Genomic DNA, 24,420 nt, shown 5'->3' with positions numbered 1-24,420 from the left:
GTCGTCGAGGCTTCGTGTCAGGGGCGGGCGAGGACGCAGAACTCGTGGCCCTCCGGGTCGGCGAGGACCGTCCAGGGCACGTCGCCCTGGCCCACGTCGGCGGGCGTCGCGCCGGGCGCCCGCAGGCGTGCGACCAACTCCGCCTGATGGGCAGCACTTTTTCGCCCGCTCAGAGCCGCCCGGTCCGGGCGAGGGCGAGCAGGTCGTTCGCGGCTTCCTGGGAGCGGATGCGCAGGGCGGCCGGGTCGGGGACCGGTCCGCCGAGCAGAGCGGTGTCCACGATCTCCGCCTGGAGGAGGGCGGAGAAGACGTGCGCGGCCCGTGTCGGGTCGCTGACCTTGGTACGCAGTTCCTCCGGCCAGTGGGACAGATGCCGGGTGAACAGGGCTACGCGGTCTCCGAGAATCTCCTGCTGGTAGCGGCGGCCGAGTTCCGGGAATCGCTGCGCATCCCGGGCGACCACTCTGAACAGCGCCAACTGCTGCTCGGACAGGATGTGTTGGAGGAGTTCGCAGCCTGCTTCCGTCAGGCCTTCCAGCGGCGGCAGGTCCAGCCATTTCGGGTTCGCGGTCTGTGCGGAGGTGTCGCAGGCCTCCTGGATGACGGCGACGAAGAGATCGTCCTTGCTCTCGAAGTGCCGGTACAGGGTGGTGATGGACACGCCCGCGCTCGCGGCGATGCGGTTGACCGAGCTTCCGCCGTACCCCTCGTCGAGGAAGGCCGCGAGAGCCGCGTTGATGATCGCCTCGCGCTTGCGTGCCATCAGGCGCGCTTTGGGGTCGTTCGCTGCCCAGGTACGCACGGTCTTCCTCCGGTCTCGCGTCGACTTGACACAGCATACGACAGCAACCACTATCGAGTCTCACGAAAGTGATTGCTTTCGTATGAGTCAAGGGAGAGGCAGATGCAGCAGACGGACACCCCCCGGGTGCTGGTTCTCGGGGCCACCGGCCGTACCGGAGCGGCGGTCGTGAAGGCGTTGGAAGCGACGCCGGGCCAGGCGGTCCCGGTGCGCGCTTCACGCAGCAAGTCGACCGTCGAGCAGTGGATCAAGGAGGGGAAGGACGCGGTCCGTATCGATCTCGACGACCCCGACACCTTCTCCGACGCGCTGGCGGGCATCGACCGGGTCTTCCTGATGACCGGCTACACCTCGGCGATGAACCACCAGACCAAGACCCTGGTGGACGCCGCCGAGGACGCAGGCGTCAGTTTCCTGGTGCACCTGGGCGTGTTCAGCGACAAGCGCTCCACCGATGCGCACTTCGCCTGGCACGAGCTGGTGGAGCGCTACATCGCCGGCTCCGAGCTGGCCTGGGCGAATGTGCATCCGCACGTGTTCATGGAGAACCTGCTGGGCATCAACCGGCTGCGCGACGGCCGGCTGGTGTGGCCGATGGGCGACAAGCAGGTCGGCTGGATCGCCAACGACGACATCGCGGCGGTTGTGGCCAAGGTCCTCGCCGAAGGTCCTGACACGCATGCGGGCAAGGACTACTACCTGTCCACCGACGTCCTCAACGGCGCCGAGGTGGCCGAGGTCCTCTCCGCCGCTCTCGGGCAGGAGATCCCCGCGGTGGTCATCACCCCGGACGATCTGACGCGCATGATCGAGGGCGGGCTGGACACCGCACCCGACACCATGGACGACGCGTACGCGGCCAGCACGCTGGTGTGGGTGCGGCAGACCTACGAGGGCCGGCTGGACTACTCCCAGGTCACCACCGGCACGGTCCAGGACCTGCTCGGCCGCGAGCCCATCCACTTCGCCGCGTGGGCCACCGCACACCGTCAGGAACTGCTTGCCCAGCTCCCCTGACAGCTGCGGCCCGGGCCTCGTGCCGGTGCTCGCGGGCCGGTGGGCCACGCCCGAGGACCTCGCGCAGGCCATCGGGTACCTCGTCTCACCCCTGTCGGGTCAAATCACCGCCGCAGGGTGGGACGTCGGGGGACGTCGTGGGACGTCGACGGTGGTGCGCCGCGCCAGGTCTGATCCCACCACCGACGAGGAGCCGGCGGCCGGATCGCGCGCCACCGGCGCGGTCTCGGTGCGCGGGCTCAGGTGAGGGCGGCGGCCAGCAGGGCGAAGGCGGCGATGATGACGGCGACGCGGACGTAGTGGAAGCGGTCCCAGCGGTTCATCTGCTCTTTCCAGTCCTCGGGCCGGTTCTCGGGGGTCCACGTCTTGCCCCGGTTGTTGATCGGGACGAGCAGCAGGAGCGACATGATCACGCTCAGGATCAGCAGCGCGGCGGCGATGACGACGAGGACGGCGCCGTGGTGATGCCATCCGGCGATGGCCCAGACCGCGCTCAGGACGAGCGAGCCGATGTACCAGAACGGCATCAGGGCGCCGAGCATCCGGCCGCCGTGGGCACGGCCGAGTTGGCCGCTGTCCTCGGGGAGGGCGTCGAGGATCGGGTTGATGACGAAGGCGACCGAGAATTCCACCCCCACCATCAGGCCGACGACCACGGTGGTGAAGACCTCGAGTGCGTTGAGCATGGCGACCTTCCCGGAATCTAGTGTTGCTAGCCGATGAGGCAACGCTAGCCCTGCTGCCGCTTGCTTGTCTAGCAGTGCTAGGATCGAATCGTGTCGGTACAGGAACGCAAGCAGCGCGAACGGGCGGACCGCGAGCGCCTCATCGTGGCGACGGCCCGCGAACTCGCCGAGCAGCAGGGCTGGGACGCGGTCACCACCCGTCGGCTCGCCGAGCGCATCGAATACAGCCAGCCCGTCCTCTACAGCCATTTCCGAGGCAAGCGCGAGATCATCGGCGCCGTCGCTCTCGAGGGTGCCGCCGAGATGGCCGCGGCGCTGCGGGCCGCGACCCCCGCCGCGGACGGCCCTCGCAGCCGGGTCACCGCCCTCGCCCGCGCCTACCTCGACTTCGCCGAGCGCAACCCGGCGGTCTACGACGCCATGTTCCAGCTCGACGGCGGCCTGGTGTTCGCGAACGAGGACACCCCGGAGCCGCTGAAGGACGCCTTCGCCGCCCTGCTGGAGAGCCTCGGCGAGGTTGCCGGGGACGGCGTCCACCCGGGCCTGTTCACCGAGGTGTTCTGGGCGGCCCTGCACGGGCTGGCCACCCTGACCCGGGCGGGACGGCTGCCACCGGGGGACGCCGAGCGGAGGGTGGAGCTGCTGGTGGACCGACTCGCCATGATCTGACACGCCGTCCCGGCGGGCACGCGGCCGAGGCTGGGGCAGGGTGTGGATGAGGGCGCCGGTCCAGGGGCGTCGGGCGGGCAGGCGGAGCTTCCTGGGTTCCCGGCGGCGGGTGCCGCAGGGCAGGGCGAGGGAGACGATCTCCGGCCAGAACTGGTTCTGCGCGGTGTCATGCGGGGGCGGGTTGCGCGGGCCGGTGCCGCGGGTGTTTCGGATGCGGTCCTCGCAGCGCGCCCGTCGACGGTGACACAGTTCCAGGTCGGCGAGCCGGTCGCCTTTCGTGGCGCCGCGAAGCAGGTCCCTCGGTCTGCCGACTGCCGGTTGGCCGTGTGAGTCCGCGACCACCGCGTGTCTCGCCCCGTTCCGCTCGGCGGACCGGCGCATCGTCGGCCGGGTACGGGACCGGCTCCCTCCGCGCGTATCGGTGACGTGCTCGTGACGGACGGTTCGCCACGCTGCGCGGATGTCGCCCCCCTCGCAGACGAGGACGCACCGACTCGGGCGGTGGCCATGAGACCTGATCGTTCCCACGAGCCTGCGGCCACGACCCGGCCGTCACGCCGCAGAACCACCGGAGTCGGTACCGGCCCGGGCCCGGAGCCCAGGGCGAGGGCGGCTCCTGGCGGGTCCTCGTGAGGGACCGCGCGTCCACGGATGCCCCGAGCCGGACCGAAGGCGGGGGAGCCGTCACGATGTGGGACTCCCGCCACAGCGGCCGGTCCGTCGAGCCGGGCCGGCGCAGGCTGACGGCGTCTCCAGGGATGCACAACGCCGATGCACAACCCCCGCAAAACGACTGCCAGTTGACGGTGACGCGCTCGTGACGGCGCGGTCACGGGGGGCCTGCCATGGTCCGTGGGACGACAGAACGGAGGGACAACGCGGTGGCGAACTACCAGTCGATCGGATCGGTGGCCGAGGCCGTTGCCCGGCTGTTTCGGCAGGCGTGGCAGCCGGCGCTGCTCGGCGGGATCGAGCCGCAGTTCGACGTGTACCAGGGCAAGGACTTCTCCACCCCGATGGCCCAGGGCGTCTCGGTCTTCGTCTACCAGGTGACCGTCGACCAGGTACAGCGCACCCTGCCACCGGCGGCGTCCGACCACCGTCGCCCGCTGCCGGTGCGGATCTCGTTCCTCCTCACGGCCTGGGGGCAGGACGCGTCCACCGAGCACGACCTGCTCGGCTGGGCGATGCGCACGATCGCCGACAGCCCGGTGCTGTCCTCCGGCTTCCTCAACGCCGCCGTACCGGGGGTGTTCCGGCCCGAGGAGACCGTCGAGCTGGTGCCCATGGAAATGAGCGACAACGACGTCTTCCAGCTGTGGCAGGTACTCCCGGGCAGCCTCCAGCTGTCGGTGCCGTACATCGCCCGCGTCGTACGCGTCGAGTCCGACCTCACCGTGCCGCAGGGCGCGCCCGTCCAGGTGCGCGAACTGGCCGTGGGAACGGCGGCCGGCTGATGGGCGTCCCCGAAGAGCGCGAGCGGATCGGGTACCGGGCGCCACTGGCGGTGCGCTGCTTCGACGCGGCCGGTGCCGCGTTCGCCCGGGACGGCCTGAGCGCCGTCGCCTGGCCCGAGAAGGATCCGGCGACGACGGTCCGCGCGACCCCCTCACCGTTCTCGGACCTGCTGGGCTTCGGCAGCCTGCCGGGCCGACACGCCTACCAGCGGGCCCGTTCCACCGGCGGCGAGCCGCTGAACTGGCCGGTCCCGGCGGCTCCCGAGCCGTTCGTGGTCCGGGTGACCGACCGCGCTCGCCGGTATCTGCCGACGACGCTCCTGGCCGAGGTGCCGGTCAGTACGCCTGTCGCCGTACCGCTGTACCCGGCCCCCGGGCGGCAGGCGCCGTCCGGCTGGGCGGTCGTCCGGGGAGAGCTCCACGGCGCCCCGGACGGGAGACCCCTCGGGTGGGGGGTGGTCGAGGTGTCGACCGACGCCGGCCGCTACACCACCGTGAGCGACGCCGACGGCCGCTTCCTGCTCTGTCTTCCCTACCCCGAGGCCCTGCCGGAGCTGCCCGGCGTATCGGAGGCAGGCCCCGCACCCGGATTCGGGGGCCTCGCCTCCCTCACCTGGCCGGTCACCGTCGCGGTCCGCTGCGAGCCCGGTGCTCTGCGCCGACCGGTGGACTCGGCCGCGCAGGACCCGCCGTACCTGGACTCGATCCTCGGGCAGGCGCCCGCGCCGATCGACCTCGGCGGCGGACCCCGGCCGGCCGTCACCGAGACGCTCACCTTCGGTACCGCCCTGGTACTGCCGCTCACGGTGGTGCCCTCGTGAACCCCGGCTCACTTCCCGAGCCCCGGCCCAACCCAACGAAGCCCAGCCCCAGCCCAGTCGAACGAGCCGCGGAGGCGACCCGACGATGCCCCAATACCTAGCACCCGGTGTCTATGTCGAAGAGGTCGCTGGCCCCCGAACGATCCAGGGAGTCAGCACCAGCACGGCGGCCTTCATCGGGCCCACCCGTTCCGGCCCCACCAGCGGCCGACCCGAACTGCTCACCTCCTACGCCGACTTCACCCGTCTCTACGGCGATGCGGTCGATCTCGAATTCGACGACGCCGGCCGCTTCCCCAACTACCTCGCGCTCGGCGTCAAGGGCTTCTTCGACGAGGGCGGCAGCAGCCTGTACGTGATGCGCACGTTCGCCCGCACCGACGCGGACGCCCCCGAGGACGACCACGGTCTCGGTTCCGTGCCCCGCGACACCGACGCGGCCCGGCTGAGCCTGCGGGCACGCTTCCCCGGACAGGCCGGGAACCTGCGCGTCACCCTCACGCTCCGCGCGGGCACCAACGCGCTCACCGCCGCCGGGGACCTGACCCGGGTACGGGAGTTCGACACCGTCTGGGCGACCAGGACCGCCTCCGACGACAAGGGGGTGTTCACCGTGCGCCGGGACACCACCACCGGGGCCTGGACCCTCACCGGGGGCGCGTTCGGCCTGGCGCTGGACGAGGCCAGTGGCGTCTACCCCATCACCGCCCTGGTCGAGGTGCAGCACCCGACCGTCGACGCCCAGGGCCTGCCCGCCTTCGGCCCGCCCCAGGCGGTCGGCGAGTTCGGGTTCGACCCCCGGGCGGTCGGCACCGGCATCACCACCGTCCTCACCGCGAACCCGCCCACCCGCCGTGCCGCGCTCAGTGTTCCGATCGCGGTGGAGGGCGTGGACGGGCTGGGCCAGGCGTCGCCCGACGACCTGCCGCGGATGATCGCCGCCGCGCTCTTCGACGCCACCATCCTGGGGACCAGCCCCGTGGCGACAACCCCGTTGCAGCAGCGGCAGCGCGTCATCACCCTCAGCGGCGGCTCGGACGGCAACGCCCCGGACGTCACCGAGTACGAGGGCGACCCGACCGGCTTCGCCGACTACCAGAACAACCCCACCGCGCTGCCGTTCAACGGGCTGCCCGCCTTCGAGTCGGTCGACGACATCTCGATCGTCGCCGCGCCCGGCTCCTCCACCGGCTGGGACCGTACGACCGCCGCCCAGGGCAAGGCGCGGGCGATCGCCAACGCGGTGATCAACCACAGCGAGCGGATGGTCTACCGGGTGGCCGCGCTGGACACGCCGCCGGGCTTCCTGCCCGACGAGGCGCTGGACTACCGCAACCAGCGGTCCTCGACACACGCCGCGCTGTACTACCCGTGGATCACCGTCAGCAGCCCCCTCGACGGGACCCGGGTCGACGTCCCCCCCGCCGCCTACATGGCCGGGATCTGGGCGCGCAGCGACACCGCCCGCGGCGTGATCAAGGCACCGGCCAACGAGGTGGTCCGCTCCGCGCTCGACTTCGAGACCCGGCTGAACAAGTCCCAGCAGGAACTGCTCAACCCGCAGGGCGTCAACTGCCTGCGCTTCTTCCCCGGTCCCGGGTTCCTCGTGTGGGGCGCCCGCACGATCTCCGACGACCCGGAGTGGAAGTACCTCAGCATCCGCCGGTACTTCAACTTCCTGGAGAAGTCGATCGACCAGGGCACCCAGTGGGTCGTCTTCGAGGTCAACGGGCCCGCCCTGTGGGACGCCGTACGGCACACGGTCGAGGGGTTCCTGTTCAACCAGTGGAAGAGCGGTGCCCTGCTGGGCGCCAAGCCCGAGCAGGCGTACTTCGTGCGCTGCGACGCCTCCACGATGAACGCCGACGACCTCGACAACGGCCGGCTGATCTGCGTCGTCGGCGTCGCGGCGGCCAAGCCCGCCGAGTTCGTCGTCTTCCGGATCAGCCAGTGGACGGCCACGCAGACGGCCTGAGAGACGGCGACACCTACGGCTGACAGCGGCCAACCGATGAGGAGCGGCAATGGCAACCCAACGTGACAACCCCTACGGCGGTTTCAACTTCCTGGTCGACTTCGCGACCGGCGACGCGAGCACGGTGCGCGGCGGTTTCCAGGAGGTCAGCGGCATGAACATCGAGGTGACCTCGGCGGACTACCGCGCCGGGAACTCGCCGGTCAACCATCCGATCAAGGTGAACGGCGTCTACAAGATCGGCGACGTGACCTTCAAACGCGGCCTGATCGGCGCGCTGGACCTGTTCCAGTGGGTGGACGCGATCCGCACCGGCGACCAGTCCGCGCTGCGCACCGTGCACGTGTCGTTGCAGGACGAGGCGCACAACGGCCCCGTGATGACCTGGACCCTGCTGAACGCACGGCCGCTGCGCTACACCGCGCCGTCGCTCAACGCCAAGGCGGGATCCGAGGTCGCGATCGAGGAACTCGTCCTGTCCGTCGAAGACATGAGCGTGGAGTAGCCCCCATGACCGCCTCGACCCTCACGTTCTCGGGACGCCTGCCGGGCGTCGACGTCGCCGCCGCACCGCCCGCGGCCGACCCGCCGCTACGGCTGGACGTCGCGGCCTTCGTGGGATTCGCCCCGCTCGGCCCGCTCGACCTGCCGGTCGCGGTCGAGGACGTCAACCAGTTCGCCGCCGTCTTCGGGGGCGAACTGGTGCTGGCCACCGACGCCGGCGTGCCGGTGTACGCGCGCCTGGCCGGGGCGGTCAGGGCGTTCTTCGACAACGGCGGGCGGCGCTGCCACGTGGTGCGGGTGGCCGGTCCCGGCGCCCGCCCGGCCCGGTGGACGGTGCCGGGGCTGCGGATCTGGCAGCCGGACGGCACCGTGACCGGGGCCGTCGTCGAGGCGGCCTGGCCGGGTGCCTGGTCCACGGGCATCCAGCTCGCCACCCAGCTGCTGTCCCGGCCGCTGGCGCTCGCGGGCAGCTACCGGCGGTCCACGGCGACGGCTCCGGGACAGTTCCTGCCCGCGCGGGGCGCCCCGGTCCCGGTCCAGCCGGGCGACCTGCTGCGGTTCACCTTCGGACCGGACCGCCCCGCCCTGTACACCCGGGTGCGGGGCCTCCTGCCGGGCACCGCCGCCGTCGCCATGGACACCGAGATGCCGTACACCGCCGCGTCGGACACGGCGGCCGAGGACCGCCCCGACCCGGGCGCGCTCTCCGGTCTCCCCGCCGAACTCCCGGTGATCTCAGTTGAGTTGCTGCGGATGGATCTGGTGGTCCGGCAACTCGGGCCCGATGGTTCGCGGTTGCTCGACCGGCAGACGGACCTCGCCTTCAACGCCGCCGTGTCCCCGGCCGGTCCGGCGACGGCCCGGCCGGTCCCGACGGTCCGGCCGGTCTGGACGGAGGTCCTGCAACCCGCCGACGACCAGGTGCCCGACGGCGGCCGGTCGATGGTGCTGCGCGCGGACCCCGACTCCCTGTCGGCCGCGACGACCGGCCTAGTGGTGCCGGTCGGCATGAGCCCGCCCGGCGCCGTCACCGACGCCGCCGACCCCGACGTCACCGGCTCCGACGACCTCGACACCTTCCCCGTACGGTCCTTCACCGACCCGGCGCTGGCCACGGCGACCGTGTACACCCTGACCGAGGACGCGGCCCAACTGACCGGGCCGGCCCGGCTCACCGGGATCCACGCCCTGCTGGACGTCGACGAGGTCGCCCTGGTGGCCGTACCCGACGCCACTCACCTCGGCTGGTCCCCGGCGCCCGCGGCCCCGGACACGGCTCCCGGCCCGCCCGCCCTCGACGACCCGGCCGGCTACGACGAGGCCGCACTGATCGACGTGCAGAGCGCGCTGGTGACGATGTGCGCGGCCCGCGGCGACCTGGTGGCGCTGCTCGGCGTCCCGGCGCACTACAACACCGACCTGGTACTCGGCTGGCAGCAACGGCTCACCACCCGCGGGCCGTTGTCCGACGCCGGCACCTCCGGCACGTCGCCGCTGAGCTACGCCGCCTACTGGCACCCCTGGCTGCGCGTCCTGGAGAACGACCCCCGCTCCACGGCGCCGCTGCGCACCGTACCGCCCGACGGCATGGTGGCCGGCACGATCGCCGCCCGCGAACGGGCCCGCGGGGCCTGGATCGCCCCGGCGAACCTGCCGCTGCGCGGCCCCGTACAACTGGCCCCGGCACTGACCGACAGCGAGACCGCCAAGCTGTTCGACGCGCACGCCAACCTGCTGCGCCAACGGCCCGGCGCCATCACCGCACTCAGCGCACACACCCTGTCGGCCGATCCGGCGCTGCTGCAGCTCTCCGTACGGCGACTGCTGATCCTGCTGCGCAGGACCGCGTCGGCACAGGGCGCCCGCTACACCTTCGAGACCGACAACGACCGGTTCCGGCAGCTGGTGCGGGCACGGTTCGAGCGGGTCCTCGCCGCGCTGGCCGCCCAGGGCGCGTTCGCGGACTACCGGGTGACCACCGCCGAGGGGGACGACGGCACCGTGATCATCACGCTCCAGATCGCCCCGACCGGTCCGGTCGAGTTCATCACCATCAGCCTGGTCCGCTCCGGCGAGGGCCTGCTCGACGTACGGGAGGGCTGACGATGACGGCAAACGATCCACCCTTCACCGCTTTCCGGTTCGACGTGACCCTCGACCTGGACATCGCCACCCCCGGTTTCACCGGCCCGCTGTGCGACGCGGCCTTCGCCGAGTGCGAGGGCCTGGAGATGACGATGCAGCCCAGGACGGTCGAGGTCGGCGGCCTCAACGACGGCCAGGTCCACCTCGTCGGACCCGTCAGCCACGGACAGCTCACCCTGCGGCGCGGCATGACCGGCAACCTCCAGCTCTGGCAGTGGTTCACCCGGGGGACCCGGCCCGGCAGTGTCCGTACGGCGCACGGCACGATCACCCTGCGGGCGGCCGACGGCCCCCCCACGCTGCGGTTCACCCTGACCCGCTGTCTGCCGGTACGGATGCGCGCGCCGGCCCTCCACGCCCGCGACGGACTGATCGCCGTCGAGGAACTCGGGCTCGTCTACGAACACCTCGACATCGCCCTGCCCGACGACACCACGCCCTCCGCCGCACCCGGCGCCCCGGCCACGGCCTCACTGGGCGGAGGGTCCCGCTGATGGGCACGGCGACCATCACCGAATGGGACCTGGTCAAGCACGTCCCGGTCGACCCGGGCGTCCACCTCGTCGTCGACTTCGACCCGAAGAGCCTGCGGCTCGCCTACAGCCCTACGGGCGTCACCGGCGCCGACGCGGCCACCAAGTCGGGTGCCCTGAGCAAGTTCGCGTCCCAGCAGACCGGCCAGTCGACCACGCTGAGCATCGAACTGCTCTTCGACACCACGGCCGAGAACACCACCGTCCAGGCGAAGACCGAGAAGATCGTCCGGTTCACCGAGCCGGACACCTCCAACCCCAGCGCCCCGGCACGGCGCGGGATGCGGTTCGCCTGGGGCTCGTTCCTGTTCGACGGAGTGGTGCAGAGCCTCGGCCAGACAATCGACTTCTTCTCCGACACCGGGATCCCGCTGCGGGCCACCGTGGAGATGACACTCACCGGCGTGCAGCCGCCCGACCAGAGCGCGGCCCCGCCGCCGGCCGCCCCGCCCGTGAGCTTCGGCGCGGGAACCGGAGCGGTCACCGGCCCCGCCGCCCCGGTCGGGACCACACCGCTGACACTCAGCCAGTCCGGGGACACCGTGCAGTCGATCGCGGCACGGTCCGGCGCCGGGGTCTCGTGGAAGACCATCGCCGCCGCGAACGGCATCGACAACCCGAGGCTGCTGCCACCGGGCACCGTCCTCGACCCCAGTGCCCGTATCTCGTGACCCGGAAGGACTGAACCACCCGTGCGCATCGACATCAACGAGCTGGAGATCCTCGAACCGGACACCCCGGCGGGACCGGACGCGGACACCGCCGCGGACGGGAGCCGGCCGCGCCGGCCGGCCACGGACCTGGGCGAGCAACTGCGCCGCTGGGAGCGCGAGACCCGCGCCCGCGAACAGCGGCTGCTGGCGGACTGAGCCATGAGTCCCCTGCTCGCGGCCTACCTGTCCACCCCGGCCATCGCCCTGAACGGGACGGTCGACCGCGGCGCGGCCGGCGACCTGATGGCGCTGACGGTCGAGGAGACGACCGTCGGCCTGTCCTGGTGCGAGGCCACCTTCAGCAACTGGGGAGCCCGCGACGCGGTCCCCGGCTACCGCTACCTCAGCGGCGACCCGATCGACCTCGGCACCCGGCTGAGCGTGTCCTTCGCGCCCGACGGCACGGACAGGCCGGTCTTCGACGGAAAGATCAGCGCCCTCCAGGCCGACTACCCCGCCGACCGTCCGGCGCGGGCGCTGGTGTTCGCCGAGGACCGGCTCCAGGACCTCCGGCTCACCCGGCGGACCCGCACCTTCGACGACGCCACCACCGCCGACATCGCCGACCGGCTCGCCCGGGACCACGGCCTGACCGCGGACGTGAGCCTCGACGGCCCGGCCCGCAAGGTCACCGCCCAGCTCAACCAGAGCGACCTCGCCTTCCTGCGCGGCCTCGCCCGCGGCGACGACGGCGAGGTCCAGCTCGACGGCGACACCCTGCGCGTCCGGCGCCGCCCCGACCGGGACGGGGACACGCTGAGCCTGGACTACGGCGGCGACCTGCTGTCGTTCTCCGTCCGCGCGGACCTGGCGCACCAGGTCACGGAGCTCGCGGTGACCGGCTGGTCGGTCGCGGACAAGGCGGCCGTCCTGGAGACCGCGGACGCCGCCGACCTGGCCGCCGAGCTGGCACCCGGTCAGCGCGGCGGATCGTCGGTCCTGGCGGCCGCGTTCGCCGACCGCCGGGAACGGATCGTCCGGTCCACCCCGCTCTCCGGCGACGACGCGCGGGCCCTGGCCAGGGCCGCCTACCTGGAGCGGGCCCGCCGCTTCGTGTCCGGGACGGGCGTCACGGCGGGCAACCCCGCCCTGCGCGTCGGCATCCGGGTGCGCCTCACCGGCCTCGGCACCGTCTTCGACGGCGCGTACTACGTCTGCCGGGTCCGGCACAGCTACGACCTCGCACAGGGCTACCGCACCGAGTTCGACGTCGAGCGGCCCGGACTGGAGAGTGCCCGATGACCACGCCGCGCGCACAGTACTTCGGGATGTATCCCGCGGTGGTCTGCGACAACCAGGACCCCGAACGACAGGGCCGGGTCAAGGTACGGCTGCCCTGGTCGCCCGACTCCGGCGGCGACGAGTACGCCGTATGGGCCCGCCTGGCGACCACGATGGCCGGCGGCGGCCGGGGCACCTGGTTCGTGCCGGAGACCGGTGACGAGGTGCTGGTCGGCTTCGGCGGCGGAGACCCCAACTGGCCCTATGTGATCGGCGCGTTGTGGAACGGGCAGGACGAGCCGCCGGAGTCGATGGACGACGGCAACAACCTCAGGTCGATCGTCTCCCGGACCGGGATCCGCATCACCCTCGACGACACCGACGGCGCCGTCACGCTGTCGCTGCGCACCCCGGGCGGCCAGCAGCTGACCCTGGAGGACGGCGGCAGCACGATCCGGCTCGCCGACTCCGGCGGCAACTCGCTGGAGATGGCACCGGCCGGCATCACCCTCACCGCCGCGAGCACCCTCTCCATCAAGGCCCAGGCCCTCCAGATCGACGCGGGTTCGGCCAAGTCGAGCCCGGCGATGTGGGCCCACGACGGAGCGCTCCAGTGCGACACGCTCATCGCCAACAACGTGGTGGGCAAGATCTACACCGGCGGCCCCGGGAACCTCCAGTGAGCGCCGGACCCGAGCGGCTCCGGTGGACCGCCCCCGCACCGCTGTGGACCGCGGACACCGTCGGCACCGCGAGCCCGGCGTTCCTGCGCCCGCTGATCGCCGAACTGGACACCGACGCCTTCCTCGACGTGTTCCTGGCGATGGTCGGCGGCACCGGCGGCCGGGCGCCCACGGACCTCGCCGGCCTCCCGCCGGACCAGACCCCCGACGGCACATACCCGTTGTACTGGCCGACGGCCCACCGGTACTACCTCGTCGCGGCGAGCCTCGTCTGCCGCCGGCCGGGGATCCCCGACCACGCCGTACAACCAGCGCTCGGCGAACGGCCGTTCTTCGTCATCCGCCCGGCCGCGGCGGCCGGACCCGACGACGCGCTGCTGCCCGGCGAACGGCAACTGCCGCTGCACGCCACCCCGGTCGCCGCCTTCGCACCGCCCGGATCCACGGCCGCCACGCTCGGCATGGCGGCGGACAGCCGGTCGACCCGCACCCTCTTCTACGGGTTCGTCCCGGTGTCCGACGGCGACCCCGACGTCCGCGACCCCACCGCCCACGTCATCCGCACCGTCCTCGCCCGCGACCCCTGCCCGCCGGTGCTCGGCGCACCGAGCCACCCCTTCACCTTCGCCGGTCCGCTCCCGCCCCCCATCGGCCTGCGCACCGGCCTCCTCCCAACGGGCTCCCCGAAAGGACCGACACCATGACAACGCCGGCAGCGCTCTACGGGCAGGGCATCTCGTTCCCGCCCCGCGTCGGCCCCGACGGCGGCATCGTCCGGTCCGCGGGCGAGACCAACGTCCGCGAGTCCGTCGTCACGATCCTGCGCACCCGCCCCGGGGAACGGGTCGAACGCCCGGCCTTCGGCTGCGGCCTCGACCGGTACCTGTTCGAACCGAACACCGTGGCCACGCTCCGGCTGATCGTCGAGGACGTACAGCGCGCGGTGACCCGGTGGGAGCCGCGCATCAGGCTGGACGACGTCACCGCCGACGTCAACGCCACCGACCCGCGCGACGTGGACCTCACCCTCGTCTACACCCTGATCGCCACCGGGATCCGCGAACGACTGCGGATGACCCTCGGCGCGGAAGGCCAGGACCAGCCGTGACCCTGCCCATTCCGGTCCTCGACGACCGCTCCTTCGACCAGCTCGTCCAGGAGGCGCTGGCCCGCGTCCCGGTGCACACACCGGAGTGGTCCAACCTCAACGAGTCCGACCCCGGTGTCACCCTCCTCGAACTGTTCGCGTTCCTCACCGACAACCTGCTCTACCGCGGCAACCGGATCCCCGAGGCCAACCGGCTCAAGTTCCTCAGCATGCTGGGCATCGCCCTCCAGCCGCCGAGCCCCGGCACCGGCCTGGTCACGGTCGGCAACGACAAGGGGCCGCTCGCCCCACCGCTGCCACTTCCGGCCGGCACCGAACTGCGGGCCGGGCAGGTCCCGTTCACCACGAGCACCCCGCTGGCCGTACTGCCCGTGACGTCGGCGCTGTACTACAAGCAGCCGCAGACCGCCCTGGACGCCGCCACCCGCAGCCGCTACCAGCTCATCTACCAGACGTTCCTGGAGACCGACTCCGACGTCCTCACCTTCTACAAGCCGGTGGCACTCGACCCGCCGGCCACCGGCAAGCCGGATCCGGTCGTCGACCTCGGCGACCCGGTGAACGGCACCGTCGACCGCTCGCTCTGGGTCGCGCTGCTCGCGCCGAAGAACGCCGACCTCGACGCGGTACGGCGGGCGATCGCCGGCCAGAGCCTGTCGATCGGCGTCTACCCGGCGACCCGGGTCGCCGGCCAGGTGCTGCCGCCGCGGCAGACCGGCACTCAAGCCGTCGACCCAGGGCTGGTGTTCGAGATCGCCGCACCGGAACCCGACCCGTCCGGCCGGTCCGGCCCCGGCTTCGGGGTCGGCCCGGCCCGCTACACCCGGCTGCCGGTGACCTACGCCGAGCCGGTCCTCGACCGACCCGGCCTGGTCCAGGTCACCCTGCCGCCCTACGAAAACCTGCTGCTGTGGGACTTCGACCCCGAGGAGGAGGGCACCGGCGACTTCCCGCCCCGCGTCGATGACGCGGCGGTCACCGCCCGCCTGGTGACCTGGATCCGACTGCGGTACGAGCCCACGGCGGCCGGCACGGCCACCGGCACCGGCACGGGTACCGGCTCGGACTGCGGTTGCGGTTGCGGGAGTTCGGCCACCGGCTCCTCCACCACGACCTCTGCCACCACGACCTCTGCCACCACGACCTCAGCCACTACGACCTCGTCCACTACCACTTTGGCGGCACTGTCGGCCGCGACCGGCGGGCCCACCGGCCGGATCACCTGGGCCGGAGTCAACGCCACCCGCGCGGTGCAGTCCGTGACCGTCCCGGCCGAGCGCGTCGGAACCGGCACCGGCACCCCCTTCCAGGCCTTCACCCTGGCCCGCACCCCGGTCCTGGGCGACGATGCGCCGGGCGGCCTCACTGTCGAGGTCCAGGACACCGACGACACCTGGCACGCCTGGTCCGAGATCGACGACATCTACGCCGCGGGCCCCGACGACACCGTCTTCACCCTCGAACGCGCCACCGGCAAGCTCCTGTTCGGCAACGGCCTGTCCGGGCGCCGCCCCCCGCGCGGGGCCGCGATCCGCGCCTCGTACTCCTCCGGCGGCGGACTCCAGGGACAGGTCGCGATCGGCGGGATCAACCGCAGCGCCGCCCTGCCCGGCGGCTTCAGCCTCACCAACCCGGTGCCGACATGGGGCGCGGGCGACGGGGAGTCCACCGCCGACGGCGAGAGCGCCGTGACCCGCTGGCTGCGCCACCGCGACCGGCTCGTCACCGCCGACGACTTCCGCGACCTCACCCGGCGCACCCCGGGCGTCGACCTGGGCCGGGTCGAGGTGCTGCCCCTGTTCAACCCCGACCGGCCCGGCGAACCGCAGGACTGGGCCGGGATGGTGACCGTCCTGGTCGTTCCCCGCTCCGACCCGCTGCGCCCCACGGCCCCGCTGCCGGACCGGCAGTTCCTGGGCGCGGTCTGCGGCTGGCTGGACCCACGCCGGCTGATCACCACCGAACTGCACGTGCGCGGACCGGAGTACCAGCCGATCCGGGTCTCCGTCGGGATCGTCGCGCTGCCCGGCCAGGTGCCGTCGATCGTCGAACAGGCCGTCACCCGGGCCGTGGAGACGTACCTCTCCCCGCTGACCGGCGGACTCCCCGCCACCGCGGCCGACGACGACGGCCTGATCGGCGCCGCGGCCACCGGTACCGGCTGGCCCCTGGGCGTCGACGTCCGGCCCCAGGACATCGAGGCGATCGCCACCCGCGTCCCGGGGGTGCGCTACGTCGACTCCGTCCTGATCGCCATGACCGACGCCGACGGCAGCGTGGTCTCACCGGTGGACGCGGTACCGATCAGCGGCCTGCGCCTGCCGGCAGCGACCGTGACCGTCGTCTCCGGGCCCGCGCCCGACCCGGCCGCCCTGACCGGCGGCAGCCGGCCCGCACCGCCGACCCAGGTGCCGGTCCCGGTCGTACCCGACACCTGCTGACCGGCGACCGCCGCACCGGGGATCACCACGCCAAGGAGCTGTGAACGATGGATGTACAGGGTTCCCAGTACCACGTCGTCAACGGGATGGACGACTGGGGCCGTTGCACCGACGCGGCCTCGGGACGCGCCCTCTCCGACGCGTGGTCCGACACCGCACCCACGACCGACGGCACCGCCTGGGAGTACGACCCGGACCTCGGCCTGCTCCGGCTGCGCCGGGACACTCCGCTGTTCCGCCGGGCGGCCCGCACCCCGCCCCTCGCCCCGGACATCCGCCGCGGCTCCGGCCGCGACACCTACGGCAACTGGTACTGGATCGACGCCGACCGGCGCACCCTTCGCGGCCGTACCGGGTCCGCCCGGGCGGCGTCCACCTGGTGGTCCGTCGACGACCTGACGGACACCTGCGCCTGCCGGAGCGCCGAACCGGGCACGTTCACGCACACCGGGGCCTGTCCGCCGGTGGACATCCTGCTCCAGGGGCTCGCGGTCACCACCCACCAGTACCTGCTCGTCGGCTACCGCGGCCGGCAGACGCCGTGCGAGGCCGGGCTGCTCGTGTTCGACCTGCGTGGCGGCGGCGCGCCCCTGCGGCTGCCGTGGCCGGACGGCGACGCGTTCGACCCGTGGGACCTCGCCGACACCGCCGACGGCGGCGTTCTCGTCCTCGACGCCACGCACTCCGCGTACTGGCGGCTCGACGAGCACTTCCGGCTCCGCGGCCGACAGGCTCAACAGGCCGCTCGAGCCGCGCAGTTCGGGCCCGTCGACGGAACCCCGGCGCCGACGCCGACCGGTCCCGCCGTGCCCGAGCCCTGGCCGCTGGCCGACGCGGACGGCAACCCCCTGCACGCCGTCGCCATCGAACCGGGGCCCGACGGCAGCGTGCTGGTCCTGGACGCCGACCCCGGCCGCGGCCACTCCACGCTCTACCGCTTCGACGGGGGACAACTGCGCTGGACGACACCACTCCGGAACGTCGTCGAGGTCGTCGACCCCCGTGACCCGACGAACACCCCGACCCTGTACTCGCTGCTCGGCCACGACTTCTGCTACCTGGCGGGGCCGCCCGCGACGGGCCCGCTGGCACCACCGGTGTTGTACGTGGCCGACGCCGAGGGCGCCCAGGTGATCGCCTTCGACCTGGACCCCGACACCGGCGCGGTGCGGGCGCACGACGACTTCCTGCCGATGCGCCGGTGGGCCGGGCGGGCGCTGGTCCGCTCCGGAGCGGGCGTCTGGTACGACTTCGGGGAACGCTGGATCTCCCTTGAGGTGTTCAACGAGTGCCGGTTCGCCACCACGGCGACTCTCGTCACCGCCGTCGACACCGCCGGGACGGTCCCGGGCGACACCTTCGACAGCAGGCTGCCGGGATGCGTCTGGCACCGGCTCTTCCTGGACGCCCAGGTGCCGACCGGCACCGGCGTGACCGTCCGGGCGCGCGCCGACGACGACCCCGCCCTGCTGTCGCTGCGGCCATGGCTCGACCAGCCGGTCCCGTACCTGCGCTCCGGCGGCCCCGAACTGCCGTGGACCGACGTCTGGGCCGACCGCCGGCAGCCCGACGGCACCCTTCCCGACGCCACCGGCACCTGGGAGCTGCTGTTCCAGGGGGTCACCGGCCGCTACGTCCAACTGGAGATCACCCTCACCGGCACCGGCCGCTCCTCGCCGCTGCTGCGCTCGCTGCGCGCCTGGTACCCGCGGTTCTCCTACCCCGAGCACTACCTGCCCGAGGTCTACACGGGCACCCAGGGCCCCGACCGCTTCCTGGAGCGGTTCCTCGCCAACCCCGAGGGCCTCTACACCGCGATCGAGGAACGCATCGAGCACACGCACCTGCTGCTCGACGCCCGTACCGCGCCGACCGCCGATCTGCCGTGGCTGGCGGCCTGGTTCGGGCTCGCCCTCGACCCGCTGTGGGACACCGAACGGCGGCGCTTCCTGATCCGGCACGTCGACACGTTCTACCGCCGCAGGGGCACGGTCCCCGGTCTCGTCGCGACACTGCGGGTGTTCCTCGACCCGGTCGTGGACGAACGGATCTTCGACCCGGTGGGGGAGTGCGGCGGGGCGGCGGCCACGACGGGGATCCGGGTCGTGGAGCGGTTCCTGACCAGGGACGCCGCCGCCCCGGCGCCGGGCACCGCCGACGACGACCCGCGGACCCGGGTCCGCCGCTTCGCCCACCGGTTCGACGTGCTGGTCCCGGGTGACCTGTCGGCGGACGCCGCCGCCATGGTGACCCGCATCGTGGCCGCGGCGAAACCGGGCCACACCGCGTTCGAGGTCAGCCGCTTCCAGGACCTGTTCGTGATCGGCCGGGCCCGGCTCGGCATCGACACCCAGGTCGTGGCCGGCCCGTCGTTCACTCCGATCGTGACCGGCGGCGTGCTCGCCGCCGGCTATCTCGGCTACGCCCACCCCTTCGACATCACCGACCGCGTCGTGAGCGACCGCGACCGGCTCGGCGCCCTGCACGCCCTGTAGACCCCGCACGATGCCTTCTTGAGATCAGGAGAAGTCCGCGATGACCACCACGGAGCCCACCACCGGGCCCTGCGTCTCCCTGTCCACGGGAACGCTGAGCCCCGACCTGCGGGTCAACTATTCGTACGGGATGGTGCTCGGCCTCGACGAGTTCGTCCAGGAACAGCTGTACCACCAGGAGAAGACCTACCGGCACCGGCGCCTGCTGCACGGGTACGGCACCAGTTACGGCCTGCGGGTGTCCGTCGACCCGGCCCCCGACAGCAGCGGGGACTACGTCGTCGCCGTCGGCCGCGGATCGGGTATCGACCAGTGGGGGCGGGAGTTCACCGTCCCCGAGTCCCAGTGCCTCCGGCTCCAGGACTGGCTGACGGCCCAGGAACAGGCACATCCGGGCATCGTCGAGGAGCACACCGAGGGCTCCGGGGCCGCGACGATCTATGTCGTCGCGAGCTATGCCGAGTGCCTGGACGGCCTGGTGCCGCTGCCCGGCCGGCCGTGCGGCACCGGCGACCAGACCCAGGTGGCGTCCCGCGTCCGCGACTCCTGGACCGTCGAACTGCGCTGGGACCCACCGGAGATGCCGCGCTGGGACAGCGACCGACGGCTGGGACGGCTCCTCGCCTCGGTCGCGGTCGTCGAGCAGCCGCAGGGGACTTTCCCGGACGAGGACGCGCTGCTCGCCGCGGTCCGTGCCCTGGCCGACATCGCGCCGAACGGCCCCGGTGACATAGACGAGTTCGGCACGCCGCTCGTGGCCTACGAGATCGCCAGATGGCAGGCGGCACGCATCCGGGACGAGATCTTCGCCATCTGGGTCAGCGAGGTCAGGCCCCGGCTCGAACCGGACCTGATCACCCCGTCGCAGACCTCGGACCCCGCGATCCTCCTCGGGGCCCTCCAGATGTACGGGCTCAGCACAGACGTCAACAGCATCTACAACATGCATGTCGAAGTCGCCGGCCGGCCCAGCCTCCTGAACACCCAGCTGATCCAGGAACTGCCCCCGCCGGAGCGGATCGACAGAGAACCAGTCGAGCTGGTGACGCTGGTCCCCTCCCCGCCCACGGCCGGTGCCTTCACCATCGACGCCTGGTTTCATCTGGTGGACTACGCGGTCACCCTGCACGGTCCGATCCAGGTCACCACGGAGTCCGGCGCCACCTACGCGTTCACGGCGGCCGGCAAGCCGTCGGGCGGGTCGGAATCCCCGACCTACGCGAACGTATGGACGCTGACCCCACCGTCCGGGTTCAAGCCCACCGCCGGTCAGCAACTGAGCGCGCGGTTCGAGCCCGACGCGGTGGTCGTCGGGGGCGGCTGGACGCTGAACCAATGGCGCGACCAGCGGGGCGTCCGCTTCCTCAACACGGCCGCGAGCGGGGGAGCCGTCCTGGCCTACACGACGGCGAACGGGACCACGAGCACCCTGCTGCCCGAAGACGCGCAGAACGAGCAGACCGCGCAGGACCCGCCGACCGTCGCGGCCGAGGTCGCCCCGCCGGCCGCCGCCAACCCCACCCCCACTCCCTTCGTGACGATCACCGACACCGGTGCGACGGCGGAACAGCTGGACTTCGAGCTGTGGTTCCACCCCGAACCCCGGGGCACCCGGCACGACATGGTCGTCCAGACCCCGCAGGTCCGGGCGTACGACGAGACCACCGGCGATCCGCTGACGGTCACCGGCCCGACCCAGGACCCGCGGCACGGCAACGTCTGGCACGTCACGACGAACGCGCCTGCCGGCAAGAGCCCGTTCCCGGCCTACGTGCGCTTCGTCTTCCCCGCCGAGGACTTCACCCTCACCGGTGCCGACTCCGGCAGCACCGCGCTGGCGAGCTGGATCGACAGCGGTGCCGTCGCGTTCACCGGCTGGGACCGGCGCGAGGCGAGCATCGTGGTCTTCCACCGGGTCCCGGCGCCCGAGGCGGAGAAGCCGGATCCCGCCCCGGCCGGCCGCGGGACCAGCCGGGCCAGGACCGCCGCGCCGAAGACGACCGGCGGGCGGGGACAGAAGCGATGAGCAGCCAGACGATCGGGTCGGACTTCACCGGCGGCGCGCTGCTGCCGAACTACGTCAACGGGCGGCTGCTCGCCGCCGAGGACCTGGCGACCGGCCAGGCGAGCCTGCTCGCCCGGGACACCCGCATCGGCCGGGCGGCCGGTACCGGAGTCGTCCAGGGACTCTGGGTCACCTCGGGCGCCACCACCCTCACGGTGGCCGCGGGCACCGGCATCACCCCGTCCGGGCAGCCGGTCGTCGCCGCGCGGACGATCACGCTGCCGCTGGCCCTCTCGACCACCACCGCCGTCAACACCGCGGTCTTCTCGCGTTGCTCGGGCGGCGGCACCGGCTCCGGCGTCGCCGCGGGCGCGTACCTGCTCACGGCCCGCCCCGTCCAGCAACGACAGGGACAGGTGCCGCTGGCCACGTCGCCGGACAGCACCCTGTCACCGGGGTGCGCGGCCCGCTGGACCGCGGAAGGGGTGGAGATCCGGGCGATCGCCCTGCCCGCCCTCACCACGGTCTTCGGAGTCGGCACCACCACGGACAACCTGCGCAATCTGACGGCCCATTGGTGCTTCGGAGCCGAACAGCTGGTGAACCTGCCCGTCTACCCCTTCACCTTCGATCCGGCGTACTCGGGATTCGACCGGCTGGCCCCGGCGGACCTCACCGACCTGGACCTGCCCCTGGCGGTCTTCCGCTGGGACGGCCAGCGCGTGGTCGACCTCGACAACTGGTCGGCCCGGCGCCGGATCACCACCCCCGATCCGGTCCCCTCGGCCTGGTCGGCAACGGTGGCCGACCGGCGCGACGCCGACGGCCAGGCGCGGTTCCTGCAGTTCCAGGAGCAGATCGACCTGATCGCCGCCGGCGGGAACGCCCGCTACATGGAGGCCACGCAGCACTTCGGGCTGCTGCCCCCGGTGGGGTTCCTGCCCGCCGCCTTCCAGAACGGGACCATCGCCGCGAGCAAGGACGGCGCCTCGGCCGCGTCGGCGGGCCGGAAGCCGTCGGCCGCTTTCACGGGGTCCTTGTTCGACCCGTGGACCTTCTTCGGCGGTGCGGCGAACTTCGGCGGTGTCGTCGACTGGTCGGTGGCCGACTTCGCGCTGCGCCAGTCCTGGCAACTGCCGCCGGAACTCACCTCGTTCAACTCCGACGAGCGGGGAATCCGGCTGACGTTCTACTGGGTCCGGGAGAACCTCGACGCCCCCGAAACCATCCCGACCTACGTGGTGTTCATGACCGACCTGCCCTGGCAGCAGAGCTACGGCGGGACGGTCACCAAGGCCCCCGAGGCCGCGGACACGCCCAAGGACACCGCCGCGTGAGCGACACCGTACGCATCGCCAGGATGCGCCTGCACCGGCCCCGGCACGGCACGCCCGACGCGTACGCCGCCGTCCGCGCGCTCGGCCTCGCCCCGTCGGTGCCGGACCGGTCCGTGCTGGTGATCCGGCGGCTGAGCGTGCCCGCCGCACAGCCCCGCACGGTACGGGACCGGGTCGCCGCCCTGCGCGGGAGCGCGGCCCGGCCCGCGCTGGGCCCGACGGCGCCCGACTGCACGGCGGTGGTGTTCAGCGACGAGGTCGAGGCCATGACCTGCCTGACGGCCGATCTGGGCGCGGGCCGTGCCGCGGACCGCTGGTACTGGCCGGCGGAGATCCGCAGGGGGGTCCGCTCGGCGGGCACCGGCACCACACTGGCCCGGATCTGGCTGGACCGGCCGGCCTGGGTACCCGCGACGCTGGCCCAACTGGTGCGGTCCTCCCCGGGTTTCCCGGGAGGCGCCGAACGCGCGATAAGCCTGCTGTCGGACGCCCAGGCGCGGGCCGTGATCGACGCGGTCCTGACGGCATTTCACGCGCCGGAGACGCGAACCGGGGCTACAGGGGCGCGCATCGGAGCCACGGCGGAGTCGGCCGGCATCGAGGTCGGGGCGGGGCCGGTGTCGACCGGGGCGGGGGCGGTCTCGGCCGGAACTGTGAATGCGGCGGAGCGGCTGCTCGCCCCTGCACCGGAGCGGCTGTCCGCTCTCGCGCCGTACCGACCGCAGCCTGACGCCGCGCTCCGGCCCGCCGGACGGGCGCTGCTGGCCCTCGGACTGACCCTCGCGGACACGCCGTGGGCCGCCCGCGACGGCCGCCTCGCCAGGGAGGTCGACGACCTGCTGCGGCTTACGGACCCGGCGGCCCCGGACCCCGCCGGACCGTACGTGCACGCCGCGCCGGACCGGACCGGAGCCCCTGCGACGAGCCCCATCGCCCGTCAACGGGCGGACGCGCCGCCCGACTTCGGGCCCGCCGCGTCCGACCGGCCGCCGAGCGCCCGGTCGGCGGCCCGTGCCGTACCTCGTCCGGACCCGGCCGGACCGCGTCCCACAGCCGGCACGACCGGCAGCGCGCGGCGACCGGCGGAGGTGCCCGCCGATGACCGGCCGGACTCTTGTCCGGCCGGGACTCCCCGCCCACCCGATGCGATCGGAACGCCGACCCCCGCCCGGCGACGCGCTCAAGCCCGCACCAGCGGCGAGAGCCCGGCCGTCGGGAAGGCCGCCCGAGGGGGCACCGTCGTCGAGAGCCGCTTCGCCACCCTCTTCTACGCGGTCAACCTCATGACCTGGCTGGACCTGCCACGCGCCGATGCCCACGGGCCGGACTTCGGGCCCGCGTCCGGCTGGGCGACCCTCGAAGCGCTCGGCGCCTGGCTGCTGCCCGACGCGTTCGCCACCGGACCCCAGACCCGAGACAGAGAAGACCGGGACCCGATCTGGCGGATCCTTGCCGAACTCGACGGCCGGGACCCGCCCGCCCCCACACCGCTGCGGCTCGACGGGATCACCGGCCGGCTGCGGGACCTCCTGGACCGGCACCGGCTCACCCCGGAGGCGTTCGCGCGGCCCGGAACCCTCGTGATCGGCCGGACCCATGTCGACGTGGTCCTCGGCCTGCACCAGATCGACCTCGCCGCCCGGTCCAGCGGCCTGGACCAGGACCCGGGCTGGGTCCCGGCCCTCGGCCGGATCATCGCCTTCCACTACGAAGGTTTCGACCAGGCCTGTTTCGACCAGGCCTGTTTCGACCAGGCCTGTTTCGACCACGACGGCTTCGACCACGACGGCTTCGACGGCGGGAACTGA

22 protein-coding genes and 2 pseudogenes are annotated in these 24,420 nt (G+C 72.7%); 20 read left to right on the top strand and 4 right to left on the bottom strand.

Annotated elements, in window-relative coordinates; all coding sequences use genetic code 11:
* Positions 1-29: 29 nt before the first annotated feature.
* Together ACZ5K7_RS19315 and ACZ5K7_RS19310 are read right to left on the bottom strand one after the other, a co-directional pair.
* A pseudogene (locus ACZ5K7_RS19315) lies at positions 30-158 on the bottom strand (VOC family protein); the annotation flags it as partial.
* 11 nt (positions 159-169) lie between these two features.
* Positions 170-802: a TetR/AcrR family transcriptional regulator gene (locus ACZ5K7_RS19310; protein WP_468914778.1), complete on the bottom strand. Its 633-nt coding sequence runs from the start codon at positions 800-802 to the stop codon at positions 170-172.
* Positions 803-904: 102 nt separating this feature from the next.
* On the opposite strand from ACZ5K7_RS19310, the gene ACZ5K7_RS19305 reads away from it, so the two are divergent.
* Together ACZ5K7_RS19305 and ACZ5K7_RS19300 are read left to right on the top strand one after the other, a co-directional pair.
* Positions 905-1,819 carry an NmrA family NAD(P)-binding protein gene (locus tag ACZ5K7_RS19305; protein WP_450972960.1) on the top strand — a complete coding sequence of 305 codons (915 nt, stop codon included), beginning with the start codon at positions 905-907 and terminating at the stop codon, positions 1,817-1,819.
* Positions 1,803-2,066, top strand: coding sequence for a hypothetical protein (locus tag ACZ5K7_RS19300; protein ID WP_468914777.1), 264 nt, complete (start codon positions 1,803-1,805; stop codon positions 2,064-2,066). Before ACZ5K7_RS19305 ends, ACZ5K7_RS19300 begins: the two co-directional genes overlap by 17 nt.
* On the opposite strand, the gene ACZ5K7_RS19295 is transcribed toward ACZ5K7_RS19300, so the two are convergent.
* A complete protein-coding gene (locus ACZ5K7_RS19295; protein ID WP_351704554.1) occupies positions 2,059-2,505 on the bottom strand; it encodes a DUF1772 domain-containing protein in 447 nt (148 codons plus the stop codon). The two genes, ACZ5K7_RS19300 and ACZ5K7_RS19295, sit on opposite strands and share 8 nt — an antisense overlap.
* Positions 2,506-2,595: 90 nt before the next feature.
* Here ACZ5K7_RS19295 and ACZ5K7_RS19290 point away from each other — a divergent pair, with 90 nt between their 5' ends.
* A complete protein-coding gene (locus ACZ5K7_RS19290) occupies positions 2,596-3,174 on the top strand; it encodes a TetR/AcrR family transcriptional regulator (RefSeq protein WP_351704095.1) in 579 nt (192 codons plus the stop codon).
* An 81-nt stretch (positions 3,175-3,255) separates the two neighbouring features.
* On the opposite strand, the pseudogene ACZ5K7_RS19285 reads toward ACZ5K7_RS19290, so the two are convergent.
* Positions 3,256-3,453: pseudogene (locus ACZ5K7_RS19285) on the bottom strand (IS1380 family transposase); the annotation flags it as partial.
* A 602-nt stretch (positions 3,454-4,055) separates the two neighbouring features.
* Here ACZ5K7_RS19285 and ACZ5K7_RS19280 point away from each other — a divergent pair.
* The 17 genes from ACZ5K7_RS19280 (at position 4,056) to ACZ5K7_RS19200 (ending at position 24,420) form a co-directional block, all read left to right on the top strand.
* Positions 4,056-4,631, top strand: a complete 576-nt coding sequence (locus tag ACZ5K7_RS19280; protein WP_468914775.1) for a Pvc16 family protein — start codon at positions 4,056-4,058, stop codon at positions 4,629-4,631.
* Complete coding sequence (locus ACZ5K7_RS19275) at positions 4,631-5,452, top strand: hypothetical protein (RefSeq protein WP_468914773.1); 822 nt, start codon at positions 4,631-4,633, stop codon at positions 5,450-5,452. The genes ACZ5K7_RS19280 and ACZ5K7_RS19275 overlap by 1 nt, the downstream gene beginning before the upstream one ends.
* A gap of 85 nt (positions 5,453-5,537) precedes the next feature.
* On the top strand, positions 5,538-7,427 hold the full coding sequence (locus tag ACZ5K7_RS19270; protein WP_468914771.1) for a phage tail sheath subtilisin-like domain-containing protein: 1,890 nt from the start codon (positions 5,538-5,540) through the stop codon (positions 7,425-7,427).
* A 49-nt stretch (positions 7,428-7,476) separates the two neighbouring features.
* Positions 7,477-7,932: a phage tail protein gene (locus ACZ5K7_RS19265; RefSeq protein WP_351704083.1), complete on the top strand. Its 456-nt coding sequence runs from the start codon at positions 7,477-7,479 to the stop codon at positions 7,930-7,932.
* 5 nt (positions 7,933-7,937) lie between these two features.
* A complete protein-coding gene (locus ACZ5K7_RS19260) occupies positions 7,938-10,034 on the top strand; it encodes a hypothetical protein (protein WP_468914769.1) in 2,097 nt (698 codons plus the stop codon).
* A gap of 2 nt (positions 10,035-10,036) precedes the next feature.
* Entirely contained in the window at positions 10,037-10,570 is a 534-nt protein-coding gene (locus tag ACZ5K7_RS19255; protein ID WP_468914767.1) for a phage tail protein, read from the top strand.
* On the top strand, positions 10,570-11,280 hold the full coding sequence (locus ACZ5K7_RS19250; RefSeq protein ID WP_468914765.1) for a CIS tube protein: 711 nt from the start codon (positions 10,570-10,572) through the stop codon (positions 11,278-11,280). Before ACZ5K7_RS19255 ends, ACZ5K7_RS19250 begins: the two co-directional genes overlap by 1 nt.
* A 21-nt stretch (positions 11,281-11,301) precedes the next feature.
* Positions 11,302-11,478 (top strand): hypothetical protein, encoded by a 177-nt coding sequence (locus tag ACZ5K7_RS19245; protein ID WP_351704071.1) that lies wholly within the window; start codon positions 11,302-11,304, stop codon positions 11,476-11,478.
* A gap of 3 nt (positions 11,479-11,481) precedes the next feature.
* Positions 11,482-12,564, top strand: a complete 1,083-nt coding sequence (locus tag ACZ5K7_RS19240; RefSeq protein ID WP_351704068.1) for a phage late control D family protein — start codon at positions 11,482-11,484, stop codon at positions 12,562-12,564.
* On the top strand, positions 12,561-13,226 hold the full coding sequence (locus tag ACZ5K7_RS19235; protein ID WP_468914763.1) for a phage baseplate assembly protein V: 666 nt from the start codon (positions 12,561-12,563) through the stop codon (positions 13,224-13,226). The genes ACZ5K7_RS19240 and ACZ5K7_RS19235 overlap by 4 nt, the downstream gene beginning before the upstream one ends.
* Positions 13,223-13,930 carry a hypothetical protein gene (locus ACZ5K7_RS19230; RefSeq protein ID WP_468914761.1) on the top strand — a complete coding sequence of 236 codons (708 nt, stop codon included), beginning with the start codon at positions 13,223-13,225 and terminating at the stop codon, positions 13,928-13,930. Before ACZ5K7_RS19235 ends, ACZ5K7_RS19230 begins: the two co-directional genes overlap by 4 nt.
* On the top strand, positions 13,927-14,334 hold the full coding sequence (locus tag ACZ5K7_RS19225) for a GPW/gp25 family protein (protein ID WP_351704059.1): 408 nt from the start codon (positions 13,927-13,929) through the stop codon (positions 14,332-14,334). The genes ACZ5K7_RS19230 and ACZ5K7_RS19225 overlap by 4 nt, the downstream gene beginning before the upstream one ends.
* Positions 14,331-16,775, top strand: coding sequence for a putative baseplate assembly protein (locus ACZ5K7_RS19220; RefSeq protein WP_468914759.1), 2,445 nt, complete (start codon positions 14,331-14,333; stop codon positions 16,773-16,775). The genes ACZ5K7_RS19225 and ACZ5K7_RS19220 overlap by 4 nt, the downstream gene beginning before the upstream one ends.
* A 47-nt stretch (positions 16,776-16,822) precedes the next feature.
* Positions 16,823-19,270, top strand: coding sequence for a phage tail protein (locus ACZ5K7_RS19215; RefSeq protein ID WP_468914758.1), 2,448 nt, complete (start codon positions 16,823-16,825; stop codon positions 19,268-19,270).
* Positions 19,271-19,310: 40 nt separating this feature from the next.
* Complete coding sequence (locus ACZ5K7_RS19210) at positions 19,311-21,296, top strand: hypothetical protein (protein ID WP_468914756.1); 1,986 nt, start codon at positions 19,311-19,313, stop codon at positions 21,294-21,296.
* Positions 21,293-22,612, top strand: coding sequence for a hypothetical protein (locus ACZ5K7_RS19205; RefSeq protein WP_468914755.1), 1,320 nt, complete (start codon positions 21,293-21,295; stop codon positions 22,610-22,612). The genes ACZ5K7_RS19210 and ACZ5K7_RS19205 overlap by 4 nt, the downstream gene beginning before the upstream one ends.
* A complete protein-coding gene (locus ACZ5K7_RS19200) occupies positions 22,609-24,420 on the top strand; it encodes a hypothetical protein (protein WP_468914754.1) in 1,812 nt (603 codons plus the stop codon). Before ACZ5K7_RS19205 ends, ACZ5K7_RS19200 begins: the two co-directional genes overlap by 4 nt.

The sequence above is a fragment of the Streptomyces sp. NPDC031497 genome (assembly GCF_055580905.1).
This window is presented reverse-complemented; position numbering and strand designations above follow the sequence as displayed.